This is a genomic window from Sulfitobacter sp. W074 (assembly GCF_025142275.1).
GTDB lineage: Bacteria > Pseudomonadota > Alphaproteobacteria > Rhodobacterales > Rhodobacteraceae > Sulfitobacter > Sulfitobacter profundi.
In genome coordinates, this window is record NZ_CP081130.1 from 668,900 (window position 1) to 686,639 (window position 17,740).

The 17,740-nt window shown below is 63.4% G+C and carries 16 protein-coding genes, 1 tRNA gene and 1 pseudogene; 8 read left to right on the forward strand and 10 right to left on the reverse strand.

Going from position 1 to position 17,740, the window contains the following annotated elements; genetic code table 11:
- Nucleotides 1–77: 77 nt before the first annotated feature.
- The 4 genes from K3762_RS03295 (at nucleotide 78) to K3762_RS03310 (ending at nucleotide 4,226) form a co-directional block, all read left to right on the forward strand.
- Nucleotides 78–1,337, forward strand: coding sequence for a sodium:proton antiporter (locus K3762_RS03295; protein ID WP_260011468.1), 1,260 nt, complete (start codon nucleotides 78–80; stop codon nucleotides 1,335–1,337).
- Between the two features lie 81 nt (nucleotides 1,338–1,418).
- Nucleotides 1,419–2,186: an ABC transporter ATP-binding protein gene (locus K3762_RS03300; protein WP_067629970.1), complete on the forward strand. Its 768-nt coding sequence runs from the start codon at nucleotides 1,419–1,421 to the stop codon at nucleotides 2,184–2,186.
- Nucleotides 2,179–2,985 carry an ABC transporter permease gene (locus K3762_RS03305; RefSeq protein WP_260011473.1) on the forward strand — a complete coding sequence of 269 codons (807 nt, stop codon included), beginning with the start codon at nucleotides 2,179–2,181 and terminating at the stop codon, nucleotides 2,983–2,985. Before K3762_RS03300 ends, K3762_RS03305 begins: the two co-directional genes overlap by 8 nt.
- A 326-nt stretch (nucleotides 2,986–3,311) precedes the next feature.
- A complete protein-coding gene (locus tag K3762_RS03310; protein ID WP_260011476.1) occupies nucleotides 3,312–4,226 on the forward strand; it encodes a D-amino acid aminotransferase in 915 nt (304 codons plus the stop codon).
- Nucleotides 4,227–4,268: 42 nt separating this feature from the next.
- Here K3762_RS03310 and K3762_RS03315 read toward each other — a convergent pair.
- From K3762_RS03315 to K3762_RS03345, 7 genes and pseudogenes are all read right to left on the reverse strand, one after another.
- Nucleotides 4,269–4,808: pseudogene (locus tag K3762_RS03315) on the reverse strand (PepSY domain-containing protein); the annotation flags it as partial.
- A 214-nt stretch (nucleotides 4,809–5,022) separates the two neighbouring features.
- On the reverse strand, nucleotides 5,023–5,514 hold the full coding sequence (locus K3762_RS03320) for a copper chaperone PCu(A)C (RefSeq protein WP_260011479.1): 492 nt from the start codon (nucleotides 5,512–5,514) through the stop codon (nucleotides 5,023–5,025).
- A 42-nt stretch (nucleotides 5,515–5,556) separates the two neighbouring features.
- Nucleotides 5,557–5,928 carry a hypothetical protein gene (locus K3762_RS03325; RefSeq protein WP_260011482.1) on the reverse strand — a complete coding sequence of 124 codons (372 nt, stop codon included), beginning with the start codon at nucleotides 5,926–5,928 and terminating at the stop codon, nucleotides 5,557–5,559.
- Nucleotides 5,929–6,038: 110 nt separating this feature from the next.
- Nucleotides 6,039–6,113, reverse strand: a tRNA-Gln gene (locus tag K3762_RS03330).
- 62 nt (nucleotides 6,114–6,175) lie between these two features.
- On the reverse strand, nucleotides 6,176–7,519 hold the full coding sequence (locus K3762_RS03335; protein WP_260011485.1) for a mechanosensitive ion channel family protein: 1,344 nt from the start codon (nucleotides 7,517–7,519) through the stop codon (nucleotides 6,176–6,178).
- Between the two features lie 66 nt (nucleotides 7,520–7,585).
- Complete coding sequence (locus K3762_RS03340) at nucleotides 7,586–8,578, reverse strand: NADPH:quinone reductase (protein WP_132444617.1); 993 nt, start codon at nucleotides 8,576–8,578, stop codon at nucleotides 7,586–7,588.
- Between the two features lie 77 nt (nucleotides 8,579–8,655).
- Nucleotides 8,656–9,165 (reverse strand): SH3 domain-containing protein, encoded by a 510-nt coding sequence (locus K3762_RS03345; protein WP_120350271.1) that lies wholly within the window; start codon nucleotides 9,163–9,165, stop codon nucleotides 8,656–8,658.
- A gap of 155 nt (nucleotides 9,166–9,320) precedes the next feature.
- Between K3762_RS03345 and K3762_RS03350 the strand changes: the two genes are divergently transcribed.
- From K3762_RS03350 to K3762_RS03365, 4 genes are all read left to right on the forward strand, one after another.
- Nucleotides 9,321–10,307: a D-glycerate dehydrogenase gene (locus K3762_RS03350; RefSeq protein ID WP_132444615.1), complete on the forward strand. Its 987-nt coding sequence runs from the start codon at nucleotides 9,321–9,323 to the stop codon at nucleotides 10,305–10,307.
- 101 nt (nucleotides 10,308–10,408) lie between these two features.
- Nucleotides 10,409–11,812, forward strand: a complete 1,404-nt coding sequence (locus tag K3762_RS03355; RefSeq protein ID WP_132444613.1) for an FAD-binding oxidoreductase — start codon at nucleotides 10,409–10,411, stop codon at nucleotides 11,810–11,812.
- A 212-nt stretch (nucleotides 11,813–12,024) separates the two neighbouring features.
- The gene (locus tag K3762_RS03360; RefSeq protein ID WP_132444611.1) at nucleotides 12,025–14,517 is read left to right on the forward strand and encodes an FAD-dependent oxidoreductase; all 2,493 of its coding nucleotides are present in this window, start codon (nucleotides 12,025–12,027) and stop codon (nucleotides 14,515–14,517) included.
- An 11-nt stretch (nucleotides 14,518–14,528) separates the two neighbouring features.
- Nucleotides 14,529–15,260, forward strand: a complete 732-nt coding sequence (locus tag K3762_RS03365) for a hypothetical protein (protein ID WP_132444609.1) — start codon at nucleotides 14,529–14,531, stop codon at nucleotides 15,258–15,260.
- A gap of 95 nt (nucleotides 15,261–15,355) precedes the next feature.
- Here K3762_RS03365 and K3762_RS03370 read toward each other — a convergent pair whose 3' ends face one another.
- The 3 genes from K3762_RS03370 to K3762_RS03380 are packed head-to-tail and all read right to left on the reverse strand — an operon-like array spanning nucleotide 15,356 to nucleotide 17,729.
- Nucleotides 15,356–16,144 (reverse strand): GH25 family lysozyme, encoded by a 789-nt coding sequence (locus K3762_RS03370; protein ID WP_132444607.1) that lies wholly within the window; start codon nucleotides 16,142–16,144, stop codon nucleotides 15,356–15,358.
- Nucleotides 16,141–16,794: a DUF938 domain-containing protein gene (locus K3762_RS03375; RefSeq protein WP_206054300.1), complete on the reverse strand. Its 654-nt coding sequence runs from the start codon at nucleotides 16,792–16,794 to the stop codon at nucleotides 16,141–16,143. The genes K3762_RS03370 and K3762_RS03375 overlap by 4 nt, the downstream gene beginning before the upstream one ends.
- Nucleotides 16,791–17,729, reverse strand: coding sequence for an aldo/keto reductase (locus tag K3762_RS03380; RefSeq protein WP_132444603.1), 939 nt, complete (start codon nucleotides 17,727–17,729; stop codon nucleotides 16,791–16,793). Before K3762_RS03380 ends, K3762_RS03375 begins: the two co-directional genes overlap by 4 nt.
- Nucleotides 17,730–17,740: the final 11 nt, after the last annotated feature.

Here is a 17,740-nt window from a genome sequence, read left to right on the forward strand (position 1 = left end):
CTGGCAATGCAGAGGCGCCAAGATACCTTTGGTGCTGATGCGGGGCCAAGCCCCTGACCATAAAACGGGAATGTGCAGTGAGCGACGGCAGTTTTTTCGCCCTGAACGGCTATCATTTCGCCTTGGGGGCCGTCGGCGCCGTGGTGATCCTTGCCCATTGGCTGCCCCGCTTTTTCAGTCGGCGAGAGCCTGCCGCCTCGGGGCTGTTGATCCTTTTGGGGATGGGGGTTTTCGCCCTTGTTCCCGGCATGCCGAGTTTCCCCGACCCGCGCGCCACCCCCTTTCCATGGGAAATCGTGTCGGAGCTTTGCGTGATCGTCGCGCTCTTCGCGACGGGGCTGCGGATCGACAGGCTTTCTGATTGGTCCCGCTGGGGGCCAACGGCGCGGTTGTTGGCGCTGACCATGCCGCTGACGATCCTGTCGGTCGCGGTGATGGGCTGGGCCTTTGCCGGGATGACTGCAGCCGGGGCGATTTTGCTGGGCGCGGTGATGGCACCCACCGATCCAGTTTTGGCCGCTGACGTGCAGGTCGGCCCGCCGCAGGAAGGGGGCGAACATCCGGTGCGTTTTGCCCTGACCACAGAGGCGGCGCTGAACGATGGTTTGGCCTTTCCCTTCGTCTACCTTGGTATTCTGGTCGCGGCCGAAGGCTTGGCCCCGGCGACTTGGGGCGTGGAGTGGCTGGCGCGAGACGTCTTTTGGCGCATCTCTGTCGGCACCGTGATGGGCGCGGCGGGCGGTTGGGCCTTGGGGCAGGTGTTGTTCGCCGTGCCGCGCAAGGCGGTTCTGGCCGAGACATCTTCGGGCGTGGTGGCCTTGGCGGGGGTGCTCTTGTGCTATGGCACGACGGAGCTTGCCGAAGGCTATGGTTTCATCGCCGTGGCGGTGGCCGGTCTGGTGATCCGGCGGGTTGAGGCGGACCACGAATTCCACCGTCGTTTGCATGATTTCACCGCCGCCGTTGAGCACGCGCTGACGGCGCTTTTGCTGGTGGCGATTGGCGCGGTGTTGCCCGCCTTGCTGAGCGATCTGACCCTGTCGGGCGCGGTGATCGTGCTGGCGCTGATCTTTGTCGTGCGCCCCTTGGCGGGGTGGCTATCCCTTTTGGGAACGCCGCTCGAGACGCGCCCCCGCTGGGTTGTGGCGCTTTATGGGATCCGGGGGATCGGGTCGATCTACTACCTTGCCTATGCGGCGGGGAAGGTCGAGTTTCTGGACGAAGAGCCGCTTTGGGCGATGGTGGGTTTTGCGATCCTCGTGTCGACCTTGGTGCATGGTTTTACCGCCGGGATCGCGGTGGACGGCCTGAGCCGCAAAGAGGGTGAGCAGCCCTAAGCGCGCCACCGGCGCAGGGCGGTTGCGCCGGGACGCGGATCGCACATTGCACGCGCGGCGTTTTTGCTGAAAAAGGGCGGCATGGACCTCAAGCTTTCCTCCGTCAGCCATTATTATGGCGATACCCAAGTGCTGCGTGACATCACGCTCGATATTCCGTCTGGCCAGATCGTTTGCATCGTCGGCCCCTCCGGCTGCGGCAAATCCACCCTGCTGCGCATGCTCGGCGGGTTGGAGCGGCCCAGCGAAGGCCGCGTGCTGCAAATGGGCGATGCGCCTGAGGGCTGTCTGAACCCGCTCACTTATATTTTCCAAGATTTCGCGCTGCTGCCGTGGCGCACGGTGCGGGGCAATGTGGCGCTGGTGCTTGAGGATCACGGGCTGGGCAAGGCGCAGCGCGAGGCGATCATCGCCGATGTGCTGGCGCGGACCAAATTGACCGATTTCGCCGATGCGCTGCCCAAACAGCTTTCGGGCGGCATGAAGCAGCGCGTGGCGATTGCCCGTGCGCTGGCGGTGAACCCGGCGGTGATGCTGATGGACGAGCCGCTGAGCGCGCTCGACAGCCAGACCCGCGAGCTTTTGATGGACGACCTTGTGGCGCTCTGGACGCGGCAGCCGTTCACGGCGGTCTATGTGACCCACAACCTCGCTGAAGCGGTGCGGTTGGGGCATAAGATCGTCGTGCTCTCGCGCCGTCCGGGTGAATTGCGCGAGGTGGTGAACCTAGACATGCCGCTGGCCGAGCGGCGCCATGGCGACCCGGCGTTGGAGGCGCAGCAACAGCACCTATGGGGGCTGATGCGCGATGAGGCCGCGGCGGCGGATGCGGAGTTGATCGATGGCTGAAATGACGGATGTGAATGCCCGCGAAGTAACCTTTCGCGGCGGTGGCTTCCAGCCCGGCACGCGGCGCGGCGTTGGGCTTGCGGTTTTCGTGGTGCTGATCCTGCTGGCGGAATGGGGCACGCGCAGCGGCTTTATCTCGGCCCTGACGTTGCCTCGGCCCAGCGATGTGTTGCTAACGTTTCAAGAGCTTTACCAGTCGGGGATGTTGTTCAAACACCTCGTGCCCTCGCTGACCCGTCTGGCGGTGGGCGCGCTGATCGGCGCGTCGGTCGGGATCGGTGTTGGCGTTTTGATCGGGCTGTTTTCTTTGGCCCGCGCGGGTCTGGTGCCGCTGGTGGCGGCGATTTTCCCCATTCCCAAGATCGCGCTGTTGCCGCTGTTTGTCATTTGGTTCGGCATTGATGAGGCGAGTAAATACGCGCTCATCGCCTTTGGCACCTTCACGCCCACGGTGGTCGCCACCTATGCGGCGGTCGACAATGTGGACCGGGTGTTGATCCGCATGGGGCAGAGTTTCGGCCTTGGTTGGTGGTCGATTGTCTCGAAAATCGTGGTGCCCGGCGCGATGCCGGGGATCCTCTCGGGGCTGCGGATTTCGCTGACCATCGCGATTATTTTGTTGGTGGCTGCCGAGATGCTGGGCGCGGAATATGGGATCGGGGCGTATATTTTGCAGGCGGGGAGCCTGTATGATTTGGAGCGTCTGTTTGCGGGTGTGGTGATCCTGTCGCTGCTGGGCGTGGCGGTGTCTGCGGCTGTTGCCTTCGTGGAACGGCGCGTGCTGAGCTGGCGGGTCTGAGGGCCAGCGCCTGACCGCGGGTTGGCGATCTGACGTAAATTGGTGCCACTTTATTTCTCGGCTTTGATGTGCGGTCCGCGAGGGCACACCCAGCCTCACCAAATCGCCTACCCGGTCGCACCAAAGGTGCGCTCATATAGGCTGGCACGCCTCCGGCGTGACGGGCGGGCAGGCGATGGCCCGGCGCCTACGGCTTGTCCCGGGCCCGGGTGGTAGTCAAAACGTTGAGAGCCCGGCGCCTGCGGCTTGATTCCGGGACCGGGGTGGCAACATCGATCCATTTGCTTATCAATAGCGCCAACCGCCCTCACAAACGGACCCCTCCCATGACCGAACACACCACCACCCACGCCGCCGACGAAGACGCCCGCAACCAGGACATCAAGATCTACGTCAACGGCGACATCGTGCACCGCGACGAGGCCAAGGTCTCGGTCTATGACGCGGGCTTCATGCTGGGCGACGGCATCTGGGAAGGCATGCGCCTCTATAACGGGACATGGGCGTTCTTCGACGAGCATATGGACCGCTTCTTTAATTCCTGCAAAGCAATCTCGCTCGACGTGGGCCTGGACAAAGACGGCATCGCCGAGGCGCTGCGCCGCACGGCAGAGGCGAACGACATGCACAGTGACGTGCACTGCCGCCTAATGCTCACGCGGGGGATCAAGGATAAACCCTTCCAGCACCCCTCGCTCAGCACCACCGGGCCGACGCTGGTGATCATCATGGAGCATTCCAAACCCGTGGATCGCCTGCAATCTGCGGGCATTCGTTTGGCGAGCGTCCCGCAGGTGCGCGGGCTGCCACATAGCCAAGACCCCAAGCTTAACAGTCATTCCAAGCTGAACTGCATCATCGCCTGCCTTCAGGCCGAGGAAGCGGGCGCGGATGAGGCGCTGATGCTCGACCCACATGGTTTTGTGAACACCACCAACGCTTGCAACTTTTTCATCGTGCGGCGGGGGGAGGTTTGGACCTCGACCGGGGACTATTGCATGAACGGGGTGACGCGGCAAAAGGTGATCGACCTGTGCCATGAAAACGGCATTCCGATGCGGGAGAAGAACTTCTCGCTCTACGAAGCTTATGGCGCAGATGAAGCCTTTCTCACTGGCACCTTTGGCGCGCAGACCCCGGTGGCAGAGATTGACGGCAAGGCCATCGGCAGCGGAGAACGGCCCGTCACCAAACGCATTCAGGCGCTTTATAAAGAACTGATCAAACAGCACACGGCCTAAGGGCCAAGCGGTGCCCGCCCCCGCGAAGGGGCGGGCGGCATTTCAGGACACCATGCGTTTCAGCACTGGCACACGGCGCAGCAACAACCAATCCAGCAGCCCGACGACCAGCAGGGTGATCCCCGCCATTGGAAAGGCCAGCGCCACGGCCAGACCGACCACAACCGCGCCTTTCCAAAGCGTCATATTGCGCGGCGGAGGCGGGGCCGCGAGCCAGCCCGCCGGGTTTGTCGGGCGGCGTTTCCACCACATCACCACGCCAGAGACGCAAAGAAAGATCACCGACAGGCAAAAGAGCGTATTGGCCATGACACTCGGCCAGCCCAAGGTGCCCATATGCAGCGCGATGCCCACGGCCATCGCCTTGCCCGCCAGCGAATAATCCGCGTAGCGCACATCGGCGAGGACCTTGCCCGTGTGCCGGTCGATATGCACCGTGCGGTCGCTGGTGGGGTCGGTCGCATCGGTGTTCATCGTATCCCGGCTTAGGGTCCAGACACCCTCTTTGCCCTGCGGCAGGTTCATCTGGTAGCGTGCGTCAAACCCGATCTGCCGCGCCAGCGCATCAATCGTGTCGAGCGTGGCAGGCGTGCCTTCGGCCATCCGGCCCGACGGTCACCGTCTCCACCCCGTGACCTGTGCACAGCACCATGGTCAGCGCGCCTTGCTGGCGCTCTGGCATGGTTCCGGGCGCAAGCGCCGAGAACGCCCCAAACAACACCACCACCGCCCAAAGGCAGAGGTGTCGAAGCGGGCCGGTCAACGCTTTGCGGCGCATCCTGCGACTGGCTTGGGGTTAGTGTTTTTGCGCGTGCGCGCCGTGATCCCTGCCGCCCGCGTCATGCCCGCGGCGGCTTTCGACGTTGAATATCACCTCCAAGATCCCGGCCTTTTCAAAGGTCAGGGTGGCGGGGATTTTCTCGCCTTCCTCGAAAGGGTCACCGTCGAGGCCCATGAACATGATATGCAGCCCACCGGGCTTGAGCGTCACCGTCTCACCCGCGGGCAGATCGAGGCCGTCGATATGCGACATGCGCGCGACGCCCATATCATCGGTGGTCGTCTGATGGAGGGAGACTTCGTCGAAGCCCTCGGCGCTGATGCTGACGAGGCGGTCTGCGCTGTCTCCGCCATTGGTGATCGTCAGATAGCCGCCGCCGACGCGGGCGGTTTTCGGGGTTTCAAAGGCCACCGGATGATCGACGGTCAAAGCACCGGCGGTGTACTCATGCGCGGCGGCGGGCAGGGCAAGTAGGGCAGCCAAGGCTGCGGTATAGAAAGTTTTCATTGTCGTGGTCCATTGTCTGAGTATTGCGAAAGAAGCGATGGCTCAGACGAATGGCGGCCCCCGGACGGGCGGGGGCGCCCCCGCAGGGCTGCGCGGTGCGCCGAGGGCACGGGCCGCGCGCGGTTTGGCAAAACGCAGCCTCCCGCCCAGCAGCAAGACATCTGTCGGGGTCGGCAAGATCAACGCATTGACGATCCGGCAGGCTTCGCAATCCAAGGCCGCATGGTTCTGCCCCTCGAGCGGGCCGTCGCAAAGATCGCTCAGCGTGCCGCCCGCTTGGATAAAGGCGATGAAGGCCGGGTCTTGCTGTACCTGCGCGGTCGCACGATGTGCGAAGGGCAAGCTGGCAAGGGCCAGCACCAGCAAGAGGGTCAGGCTTACCCGAAGCGAGGATATGCGCGAAACGGCGGACATGCGCGCTGATACCGCGGCTGACACCGCAACGCTATAGGGCGCTTTGGTCTGCGACGTGATGTCGTAGGGGCGCTGTGCGGTAGTCGGTGATGGCTATCGGGGGAGTGTGTTGGCTGGGATGGTAGGATTCGAACCTACGGTACACTGTACCAAAAACAGTTGCCTTACCACTTGGCTACATCCCAACACAGGGCGCTAATTAGAGTTCTCTGGCCCGGGGTGCAAGACCCGTTTTTGATAAATTAGCCTATTCTTCGGCGGCATCAACGGAGAGCAGGTCTTTGCTGGGCAATTCGGCGCGTTCCTGCGCGACGATGCGGGTCAGCTCACGCTCGGTTTGGGGGGCAACTGGCTGTGCGGCGGCGGGATTCGCAGGCGCGCTCGGCGTTTGGGGCGAATCGTGTTGCGCGGTTGGGGACGATTCGCTTTGGGTGATCAGCCGATAAGCGGGAGGCTGTGCGGTGAGGCCCGCCGCGTCAAAGGCGGCCAGCGTCAGTCGAATCGCTTCGCTGCGCGCAGCGACCAGATCGGTGGTCTCTTGATTGATCCAACCGGCGAATTGCATGTTGATCCAGTGATCGGCGACCTCCTCCACCCAAGCGGCGGCTTCGGGGCTGGGCAGGACAAAGGGAAGCCCATTCAACACCTCCAGCGCCAAGTCTCGGGCGCGGGCCAGATCGGCGTCGCTGGCCACCGAAAGGGTAAAGGTGAACCGCCGCTCGGCGTTGCGCGAATAGTTGGTGATCCGACTTTTAAAGACGGTGGCATTGGGAATGCGCAGATGGTTGCCGTCATAGCTGAGCAAGATCGTGGCGCGGCTGGTCAGGCGGATCACCTTGCCGGTGTCACCGTCAATCTCGACCGTGTCATTGGGGCGGAACGGCTGGCGGATCGACAGCATGATGGAGGCGATGAAATTCTCGACCGTGTCGCGCACCGCGAAACCGATTGCGAGGCCGACGATCCCCGCCGCGCCAAGGATGCCCGACAGCAGCGCCGTCGCCCCGAGGATATCAAGCGCCACGACCAGCGCCGCGATGATAAAGGCCAGCCGGATGATCTGGCGGTAAATGTCAGCGATAAAGGCGTTGGGGGCCAGCCGCTCCCACGGGTTGCGCAGCCGCGCCAGCGCCAGTCCGGCCACGACGATCAGGGCAAAGACCCCAAGTGCCACCAAGGCCAGCGGCAGGAAAGCCACGGCCTGTTCCATCCGGCCCCGGAAGCGGTCCACGGCAGGGTTGAGCCGTTCCGACACATCGGTGCTTTCGCGGACCTCGTTGCGGATTGCCACCACCCCTTCGACACGGCCCGCCAGTTCGCTCAGCCGTCCGGCGCTGGCGGTGTCGAGCGTGGTGCCGCGTAGGGTGACGATGCCCGAGGACACGGAGACGCCGACCTTCTCAAATCCCTCAAGCTCGCGCAGGATGGCGCGGATGCGGTTGGCGATGGCGGCGTCTGCCGTGGCGTCCCCTTCGAGGGCGATGGTACCTTCGGGCTGGTCGTTGTCCTGCGCCGAGGCGGGGGCCAGCGGCAGGGCAAGAAGCAGAAATAGACACAAGAGCAGGCGGGGCAGGGCAGGGATCAGGCGCATGGGGGTCTCCGTCGACGGGCAGGGCCACCGCCCCTCGGTGAGGGCGGTGGCTGGTCAATTAGCGCACTACCCCCGACAATCGAGCAGCACCGCCCCGCTGCGCTGTCCGGCCTCGACCAAGGCATGCGCGCGGGCGGCCTCGGAAAGCGGGAGAACCGTATCGACGGGGCAGCGCAGGGCCCCGTCTTCCAGCGCGTGATGCAGTCGGGTGATCGCCTGTTCGCGCGGGCCTGCGGGCAGGAGGTAGATCAGGATGATGTCGATGGTCACCGCTTTGAACAGAAGCGGGTAGAAGGGCAGTGTGGGCGACATTTCCGCCGCCGAGCCATAGGCGGCGATGCGGCCATTGGGGGCGATGACCTCGGTGTCGGTGGTGATGTTCAGGCCGAACTCTGTCTCGACGATTGTGTCGACGGGCTTGCCGCCGTTGGCCTCCAGAACGGCACGGGCGAGATCGGGATCGGCGTAGTTCAGCACCGCATCGGCGCCAGCCTCGCGGACCAGATCATTGTCGCGCGGGCTGCAGGTGGCAATCACTTTGGCCCCGCCCCATTTCGCCAGTTGCACGGCAAGGTAGCCCACAGTTCCGGCACCGCCTTGGATCAGCACCGTCTCCCCGGCCACGCCACCGCCGCCGAAAACGGCGTGGCAGGCCGTCAGCCCCGGAATGCCAAGCTGCGCGCCGGTCTCAAAAGAGACGCCTTTGGGCAACGGCACGGCCTGATGCGCGGGCAGGGTGATCTGCTGTGCCGCCGTGCCAAAGGCGCGTTGCCATTGGGCGTTCCAGACCCAGACCTTTTGACCCACACGGGCAGAATCGACGCCCGCACCCACGGCGATGATCTCTCCCGCGCCATCGCTATGGGGAATGACCTGCGGGAAGGGTGGTTTGGTCACGCCGGGGCGGGTGCCCGCGCGGGCCTTTACGTCCGATGGGTTCACGCCCGAATGGCTCAGCGCCACGCAGACCTCGCCGGGTTGCGGGGCGGGGCTGTCGATCTCTGACAGACGCAGCACATCTGCGGCGGCTCCGAATTGGTCATAGGTGATGGCTTGCATGGCGCTCTCTCCGGCTTGAATTTTGCCGGCAGAGTGGCGCAAGCGCCGGGATCATGCAATTGGCCTGAAAGGCGGTGTTATTCGCGCAGCTCCTTGGGGCCAACACCCCAAAGCCGCACTTTGGGGGCCCAGCCGGTAAAGCCGCCCGAACGCAACTCGCACCATTCAAGCGTGCATTCGCCCAAGCGCGCCACCACGCCCAGTTCCAACCGCGCCACCACGGCGGCCTTTGGGTCGGGGTTGACGTGAAGCTGCAGCATGTCTTGTTCGACCAAGACAGTGCGGGTGCCCGACAAAAGCGAGTAATGCACCCAGCCGCCCATGCCATCGCGGTCTTCGACCCGGCGCCAGTGGCCATGTTCGGCGGTGATCCTGAGCGGCAGGTCGCGGCGTTTGTACACCCAGTCGATCCGGTGCGACAGCGACGGGCCGCGGCGGACGTTGCCCTCTGAGGCTTTCATCGAAACGAAACGGGGGAGGGGCAGGTTGGTGACCTGTCCGCGCGCCTCTTGTGCGACGCCGGAGGTCGCCTGCGCCAAAAGCAGCGCGCCCACCATCAGGGCACTGCGAAGGAAAGCGGTTATCATGGAATTGCCTGCTATGCGGTTCACTGCTGTGGGTCGGTGCTGTGCAAATCTGCGGGTTATTGTTGCTCTTTTTCCGGCGCGAGTTCTTGTGCCTCGTCGCTGCATGAGACACCATGCCTGTGAAACGAGGCGACGCCAAGACCGGGAGAGCAGGCATGTCAAAGAAGCGGTTGAGTGTTGTAGTGACGCGACGGTTGCCAGAGGCGGTGGAAACACGGCTGTCAGAGCTGTTTGACGTGACCCTACGCGAAGATGACAAGCCCATGACCCGCGAGGAATTGGGCGCGGCGATGCGCCAAGCGGATGTGCTGGTGCCGACGATCACGGATGAAATCGACGCGCCGCTGATCACGCAGGCGGGCGAGCGGCTGAAACTGATCGCCAACTATGGCGCGGGGGTTGATCATATCGACGTGGGCACCGCGCGCCAACGCGGCGTGTTGGTGTCGAACACTCCCGGCGTGCTGACCGACGATACCGCTGATATGACCATGGCGCTGATCTTGGCCGTGACCCGCCGCATGCCTGAGGGCATGGCGGTGATGCAATCGGGCAATTGGGATGGCTGGGCGCCAACAGCTTTGATGGGCGGTCGGGTCGGCGGGCGTCGTCTCGGCATTCTGGGCATGGGCCGGATCGGTCAGGCCGTGGCGCGCCGGGCGCGGGCCTTTGGGATGCAGGTACATTACCACAATCGCAAACGCCTGCGTGAAGAGGTCGAAAGCGCCTTGGAGGCGACCTATTGGGACAGCCTTGATCAGATGGTCAGCCGGATGGACGTGATCAGCATCAACTGCCCCCATACGCCCAGTACCTTTCATCTGATGAACGCCCGCCGTTTGGGGCTGATGAAGCCCGACGCGGTGATCGTGAACACCTCCCGCGGGGAGGTGATCGACGAGAACGCCCTGACGCGGATGCTCCGTGCGGGTGACATCAAAGGCGCGGGGCTGGATGTTTATGAGCATGGGCGGGAGATTAATCCCCGTCTGCGCGAGTTGAAAAACGTCGTGCTGCTGCCGCATATGGGGTCGGCCACACTCGAAGGCCGGATCGAGATGGGCGAGAAGGTCTTGATCAATATCAAAACCTTCGATGACGGCCACCGGCCGCCAGATCAGGTTGTGCCCTCCATGCTGTAAGCCCGCAGGAGCGGCGGACTGGCGGCTATTGAAGGAACGTATTTTCGCAGTTGCGTCCGCAGGCATTCCAGCGGCGCACAGACGCTGTTGGGAGATGAAAATTGACGAAGATCGCAGAACTGCAGCGCAATGAGGCGGGCATTGCCGCAGCGTTAGATAAATTGGCACAAGCCTTTGGGCCCAATCTGCTGACCGGCCAAGCCATTCGCGAACAGCATGGCCACACCACCACATGGATCGAGACGCAGGCCCCCGACGGGGTGGTCATGGCGCGCTCGGCCGACGATGTGGCGCAGGCGGTGCGTATTTGTGCCGCGCATCGGGTGCCGGTGATTGCCTTCGGCACGGGCACCTCGCTCGAAGGACATGTGAACGCGCCGGCGGGCGGGATTTGCATTGATGTCATGCAGATGGACCGGGTGCTTGAGGTGAACGCGGGCGATCTGGATTGCCGGGTGCAACCCGGCGTGACCCGCGAGGCGTTGAACACCCATTTGCGCGATCAGGGGCTGTTTTTCCCGATTGATCCCGGTGCCAATGCCTCGCTTGGGGGGATGACCGCGACGCGGGCCAGCGGCACCAATGCGGTGCGCTATGGCACGATGAAAGACAATGTCCTGAGCCTTGAGGTGGTGATGGCCGATGGCCGGGTGATCCGCACCGGCGGCCGGGCGCGGAAATCTTCGGCGGGCTATGATTTGACGCGGTTGATGGTGGGCTCGGAAGGGACGCTGGGGATCATCACGGAGATCACGCTGCGTTTGCAGGGCATTCCCGAGGCGATCTCCTCGGCGCGCTGTTCTTTCCCGACGGTGCAGGCGGCCTGTGAGACCGTTATGGCAGTGATCCAATACGGCCTGCCCGTGGCCCGGATTGAGCTTTTGGACGCCGATGTGGTGAAGGCCGTGAACGCCTATTCCAAGCTGACCCTGCCCGAAACGCCGCTTTTGTTGTTGGAATTCCACGGCTCAGACGCCGGGGTTGTCGAACAGGCCGAGACCTTTGGCATGCTGGCCGAAGAATTTGGTGGCACCGGCTATGCGGCGACCACAACCCCAGAAGAGCGCAACAAACTCTGGCAGGCGCGGCATGACGGCTATTGGGCCGTTCTGGCGCTGCGACCGGGGTGCAAGGCCGTGGCGACGGATGTCTGCGTGCCGATCTCCCGGTTGGCCGATGCCGTGGTCGCGGCACAGGCGCGGGCGGAGGAGTTGAAGCTGATCGCGCCCATCGTGGGCCACGCAGGCGACGGGAACTTCCATGCCTCGCTGTTGATCGACATGGACGACGCCGATGAGGTGGCGCGGGGCGAGGTGTTCGTCAGCTGGTTGGCGGAATTGGCGATCTCTATGGATGGGACATGCACCGGCGAACATGGGATCGGGCAGGGCAAGCGGGCCTATCTGGGCAAGGAATTGGGCGCTGCGGTGGATGTGATGGCGACGCTCAAGGCGGCGCTGGATCCGGATAATATTTTGAACCCGGGGAAGATCTTGCCGGGGTGAGATGGGGGGGGCTGCCCTGATGTTGTGCGGCGGGAAATGTGGTGCACGGTATTTGTAAAAGAATGAAGTTGGGGTGGCGGTGCTCTGACGCGGGATTGGCGCGTATGGTGAGGGGGTAAGGTCGGTTTTTGGCCATGTTGGGTCGGCTGGTGCCTGCGGTCTCTTGCCCTGCTGCGTACAACGGGGTGAGCCTAGGGCAGAGGGATTGGCAGATGAAAACGCAAGTCAAAGCATTGGTTGTCGGGGGCGGCGCGGTTGGCACGTCGATTGCCTATCATCTGGCGAAGGCGGGTTGGGATGATGTGATGCTGTTGGAGCGGGACGAGCTGACCTCGGGCTCGACCTGGCATGCGGCGGGGTTGCTGCCGTTGTTCAACATGTCTTTTGCGACGACGCATATTCATCAGTACTCGGTCGAGTTTTATAAGACCTTGGAGGCTGAGACCGGGTTGAATGCTGGTTTTGCCGTGGTGGGCAATCTGCGGATGGCTCAGACCGATGCGCGGATGGATGAGTATATGCTCTATGCCTCGACCGCGGAGACCTGCGGCGTGCCGTATGAATGGCTCACCCCGGATGAGATCAAGGCGAAGTGGCCGTTGATTGAGACATCGGATTTGAAGGGTGCGCTTTATCACCAGACGGACGGGTATATTAACCCCGCCGATGTGACGATGGCGATGGCCAAGGGTGCGCGCCAGCGGGGCGTGGCGATTGAGCGCAAGTGGCAGGCGGATGCCTTTGAGTGGAATGGCACCCATTGGGAAGTGACTTGCACCAAGATGGTGGAGAAGGGCGGCAACCTTGTCGCCAGTGATGAGCAGATCGTCATTACCGCCGAGCATGTGGTTACCGCGAGCGGCAACCATGCGCAGCGCACCGCGCGGATGTTGGGGATCAAGATGCCCGCGATGCCCGTGGAACATCAGTTCATTGTCATGGACCGCGATCCGGCGCTGGTTGATTACCGTGCGGCGGGGCATGGCGAGCATCCGGTGATCCGGGATGCCGATGCGCAGAGCTATGTGCGTGAGGAACGGGGCGGCTGGATACTTGGGGTCTATGAGAAGAACGCCCCGGCGCGGTTTGAATATGGGGTGCCGGATAGTTTCCGGGCGGATCTGTTTCAGTTGGATTTGGAGCGGATCGAAGATCAGTATATGGCGATGAACCACCGTATCCCCTCGGCTGAGAATTGCGGGTTGAAGGACGATTTCAACGGGCCAATTTGTTATACGCCGGATGGTAATCCGCTGGTCGGCCCTGCGCCGGGCTTGCGCAACATGTGGTTGGCGGAAGGGTTTTCGTTTGGGATCACGGCGGCGGGGGGCACGGGGTATTATTTGGCGCAGATGATGGTTGAGGGCGAGGCCGAGATCGACATGGCGAGCCTTGATCCGAAACGCTACGGCGATTGGGTGACCACGGAATATGCCGCGCGGAAGAATGAAGAGGCTTACGACCACGTTTATATCCTGCACCATCCGGATGAGGAGCGTCCTGCGTGTCGGCCTTTGCGGACCTCTCCGGCCTATGACCGGCAGGCGGCGCGGGGGGCGCAGTTTGGGCAGGTGAATGGCTGGGAGCGGCCGAATTATTTTGCGCCCGAAGGGTTTAATGATCATGACAGCCGATCCTTTCGGCGCGGGGGCTGGTGGCAGCACGCGGTGGACGAGGCGAAATCCATCCGCGAAGGGGTGGGCTTGATTGACGCCACGGCCTTTACCAAACATCTGGTCCGCGGGCCGGGGGCAACGGCTTTCTTGGATTGGTTCACCTGCAATAAGCTGCCCTCGGTGGGGCGGATTAACCTGACCTATGCGCTGACGGGGGCAGGGACGACGCGGACGGAATATACCATCGTGCGGCTGGCGCAGGACGAATACTACCTTGTCTCGGCGGGCGCGTGGAGCGCCTATGACAGCGATTACCTGCGCAAGGCGATTGCCGACAAGATGCCCGAGGTGGGTTATGTCGAATGTCATGACGTGACCACGCAGTGGGGAGTTTTTGCGATTGCTGGGCCGAAGTCGCGTGATGTGCTGCGGGATTTGGTGCGCGATGCGGAGCCCGACACGGTGCTGAGCAACAAGCGGTTCCCCTGGCTGACCATGCGCAACATTGAGTTGGGGATGGTGCCGGTACGAGCGATCCGGGTGGCCTATACCGGGGAGCTCGGTTGGGAATTGCATCATCCGATTGAGATGCAGAACCATTTGTTTGATCAGTTGGAAAAGGCGGGCGCGCCGCATGGCATGAAGCTGGTTGGCGCGCGGGCGCAGAACTGGCTGAGGCAAGAGAAGAGCTATCGCGCCTTTGGCAATGAGTTGGGCCGGGATGCGACGCCGTTGGAGGCGGATTTGCCGCGCTTTGTGGATCTGAATAAAGAGTTTCACGGGAAGCAGGCGATGCTCGATCACGGCATTCGCGTGAAATGCGTGACGGTTCTGATCGACGGGCCGGAGGATGCGGACCCTTGGGGGCGTGAGGTGCTTTACAATGGCGCGCGGCGCACCGGGCGGCTGACCTCGGGTGGCTATTCGGTTGCATTCGGCAAGAGCATCGGCATGGGCTATGTGCAACTGCAAGACGCGGTGGTAGGCACGAAGCTGAAGGTAAAGATGCTTGATCAATTGTGGGAGGCCGAGGTGGTCGAAGACAGTCCCTATGATCCGAAGAACCAGCGCATCCGGGCGGACGGTTGATCCGGCGGGGGTTGCTTGCTTTTTTCTGTGTACTGGCGCTGACGGCGGCGCTGTTGCGGGACAATCCGGTTGTCAGCGCGGCGCAGGGCTATGCCGCGGATGTGGCGACTACGGCGGCGGCGAGCTATGTCACGCTGCGCACGTTGAATGCCTTTCTATCGACAGCGCAAGAGATCGAGGTTGGGCTATCCTTCATCGCTTCGGGGTCGGCGCGACCTTTGAAGGTGTTGGAACCGATTGACGACACGGTTGAGCGGATCGCGGGGTTGGTTTTCGGCGTGATGGTGGCCACCGGGGTGATCGCGGTGGCGCTTGGCCCGGTGAGTGCGATTGGCTTGGGCTTGCTGAGCCTCGCGCTTGGGATATGGGCCTTGAGCAAGCGTGGGCATGGGGGGCTGCCCCGGCGTTTGGCTTGGTATGGTGGGTTTCTGGGGTTTGCGCTGCCGCTGGCCTTGGTGGTGTCGGAGCCGCTGGCCGGGACGCTGACCGAGGGAGTCTATGACCGCAATATGAAGGTGATCGAGGAGATCACCGCCCGTGTCGGTGGCAGCGAGGCTTTGGGTGAGGAAGAGCCGGGGCTGACGGAGTATCGGCAGCTTGCGAGCAACCTCTGGAGCCGGGCGGATGAGTTGATTGGCGCGCTGTTGGCGGTGCTGGGCGTGCATGTGTTTCGGATATTCTTGCTGCCGCTTTTGTTGGTGGGCGGGCTGTTTGTCGTGGCGCGTCATTACGCGCGGGATTGAGGGCGGCCGCAAGCGGCGCGCGCGGGGGTAAGGTGGCGCAGCGGTATTTAAGAAAGGATGAAGGGAGGGGGGGGGATGCGTTCCCCCCTTTGGCTTTAGCGTGCGGCGCGGGTGGCGACCCAGTTTTGCCATTGGGCGCTGCTGCCGGAGAAGGCGTTGAGGTCTACGTCACCGCCAATGCCGGGGACGATGCCGGTGGCGCTGTATTGCCAGAAGCGCCAAGTTTGGCCGGGGTAGGCCTCGGCGGGGGTTTTGGCGGTGGTGCGCAGCCAGAAGTCATAGCCGTTAAAGCCAGATAGGCCATTTTCGCGGTAGAATTTCGGCGTTGTGTAGATGACCGGGCGCTGGCCGTAGTGACGCTCTACCACGGCGAGCCAGCGGCGCATTTGGTCGCGGACTTCGGATGCAGGCGGGCGGATGTGGGCGCAGGTGGGGGAAAACGGGTTCCATTCCATGTCGAGCACCGGGGGCAGCATGCCGGGGGTGCGGGGGACGTTGCGGATGAACCAGCGGGCCTGATCCTCGGGTGAGGTGCAGAAGTAATAGAAATGGTAGGCGCCGCGTTTGACGGCGGCTTGGCCTGCGCCTTGCCAGTGGGTGTCGAAGTTGATGTCTTTCAGGTCTCCGCCTTCGGTGGCTTTGATGAAGGCGAAGTTCACACCGTTTCTGCGGGCGGTGTTCCAGTCGATGTTGTTCTGAAAACGGGCCACGTCAATCCCGTGGACGGGGAAAGATTGCGGTGTGCGGCCGTTGAAATCCACCGGGTCGCTGTCGCCGAAACGGGCCGGAAAGAGCGTGCCGGGATCGGCGGGGGGCGGGCTGCCGGAGCGGCCACAGGCGGCGAGGGCAAGGAGCGACAGGATCAGGGCGCGGCGGAGGATCATGGGCTGGGCTTTCTGGCGATGAATGCGAGGTTATTGGCGGGCATGTCCACTTCGTCGATCGGGCTAAGGCCCGCATCGCTAAGCCAGCGGGCCATGTCGATGTTGTCTTTGTAGCCGATCGTGGGGTCGGCGGTGCGCAGTTCGGCGTCAAAACGGGTGTCGCCGGGAGAGGTGGTTTGGCCGGCGCGTTTGAAGGGGCCGTAGAGGATTAGTGTGCCGCCGGGGGCGAGGGCTGTGGCGGCTTCGGTGATCAGGCTCCGAGTGGCGGGGGTTGGGATGAGGTGCAGCAGGTTGGCCAACATGATCAGGTCGAAGGGGCCATGCTCGGCTGCCCAGCCGGGGCTGGTCGCGTCGAGTGGCAGGGCCGGGGCGATATTGGGCAGGGTGGCCTCGGCCGCGTGGGCGTTGATGCTGGCGCGGCGGGCTGTGTCGATGTCGCTGGGCAGCCATGTGAGGCCCGGCAGGCGTTTGGCAAAGCCGACCACATGCTGGCCGGTGCCGCTGGCGATTTCCAGCGCGCGGCCTTTTTGTGGAGCGTGGGTTGCCAGCAGATCGCAAAGCGCGTCGAGATTGCGTGCGGCGGCGGGGGCGAAAAGACGGTCGCCGCCTGCGTTTTCGGCGACGCTGGCACTCGGGGGCAGTCGGCTCATGATTGCTCTTCCAGCCGATCGGTGGCCGGGGGCGGTGTGGGCGAGAGCGCGGCGATGGCGGCGTAGGTCTGCGGCGTCATGTGGTAGTTCAGCGCGGCTAGTGACGGTTCAAGCTGTGCCAAAGAGCGGGCGGAAATGATCGGGGTTGGCCGCGTGGGGTGTGCCGCCGCCCATGCCACGGCGAGGGTCGCCGGATGGGTGCCGAGATCGCGGGCGAGGGCGGCCAGCCCGGCAGCGGCGCCGTGCATCACCTCTTGTCCGTAGCGGGCAGCATAACGGTCATCTTCGCTGAGGCGACCTGTGCCTCCGGTGGCATATTTCCCGGTCAGCAGCCCGCCGCCCAGGGGGGAGTAGGGCGCGACGAGAATGTCGAGGTCATGGGCCATGGGGAGGATCTCGACCTCGGCTTGGCGTTTGACGAGGTTGTACATCGGTTGGATCACGGCGATCTCTAGGCCGAAGTCGGCGGCGATATGGGCCGCTTTGACGACCTGCCATGCGGCGAAGTTGGACAGGCCAATTTGACGGATATGGCCCAGATCTTTCAACTCGGCCAGCGCGGCGAAGCTTTCGGTCAGCGGTGTGTCTGGGTCGAAGCGGTGCAAGTAGAGCACGTCGAGCGTATCAAGCTGCATCCGCTGGCGCGAAGTCTCGGCAGAGGCGAGGATATTGGCACGCCCTGCGCCGCCGATATAGGCGGCTTTGGTGGCCACGATCAGGCTGTCGCGGCGGTCTTGCACGAACTGGCCCAGCAGCGTCTCGGACGCCCCGTCGGTATAGACGTGGGCCGTGTCGAAATGGGTGATCCCCGCCTCGATACAGGCGTCGAACATCGCGCGGGAGGCCGCTGCATCGGCGCGACCGCCGAATTGCATCGTGCCGAAGGCGAGGCGGCTGGCGGGGGTGCCGTCAAGGCTGGTGAGCATCTGGTTCATGCACGATTGGT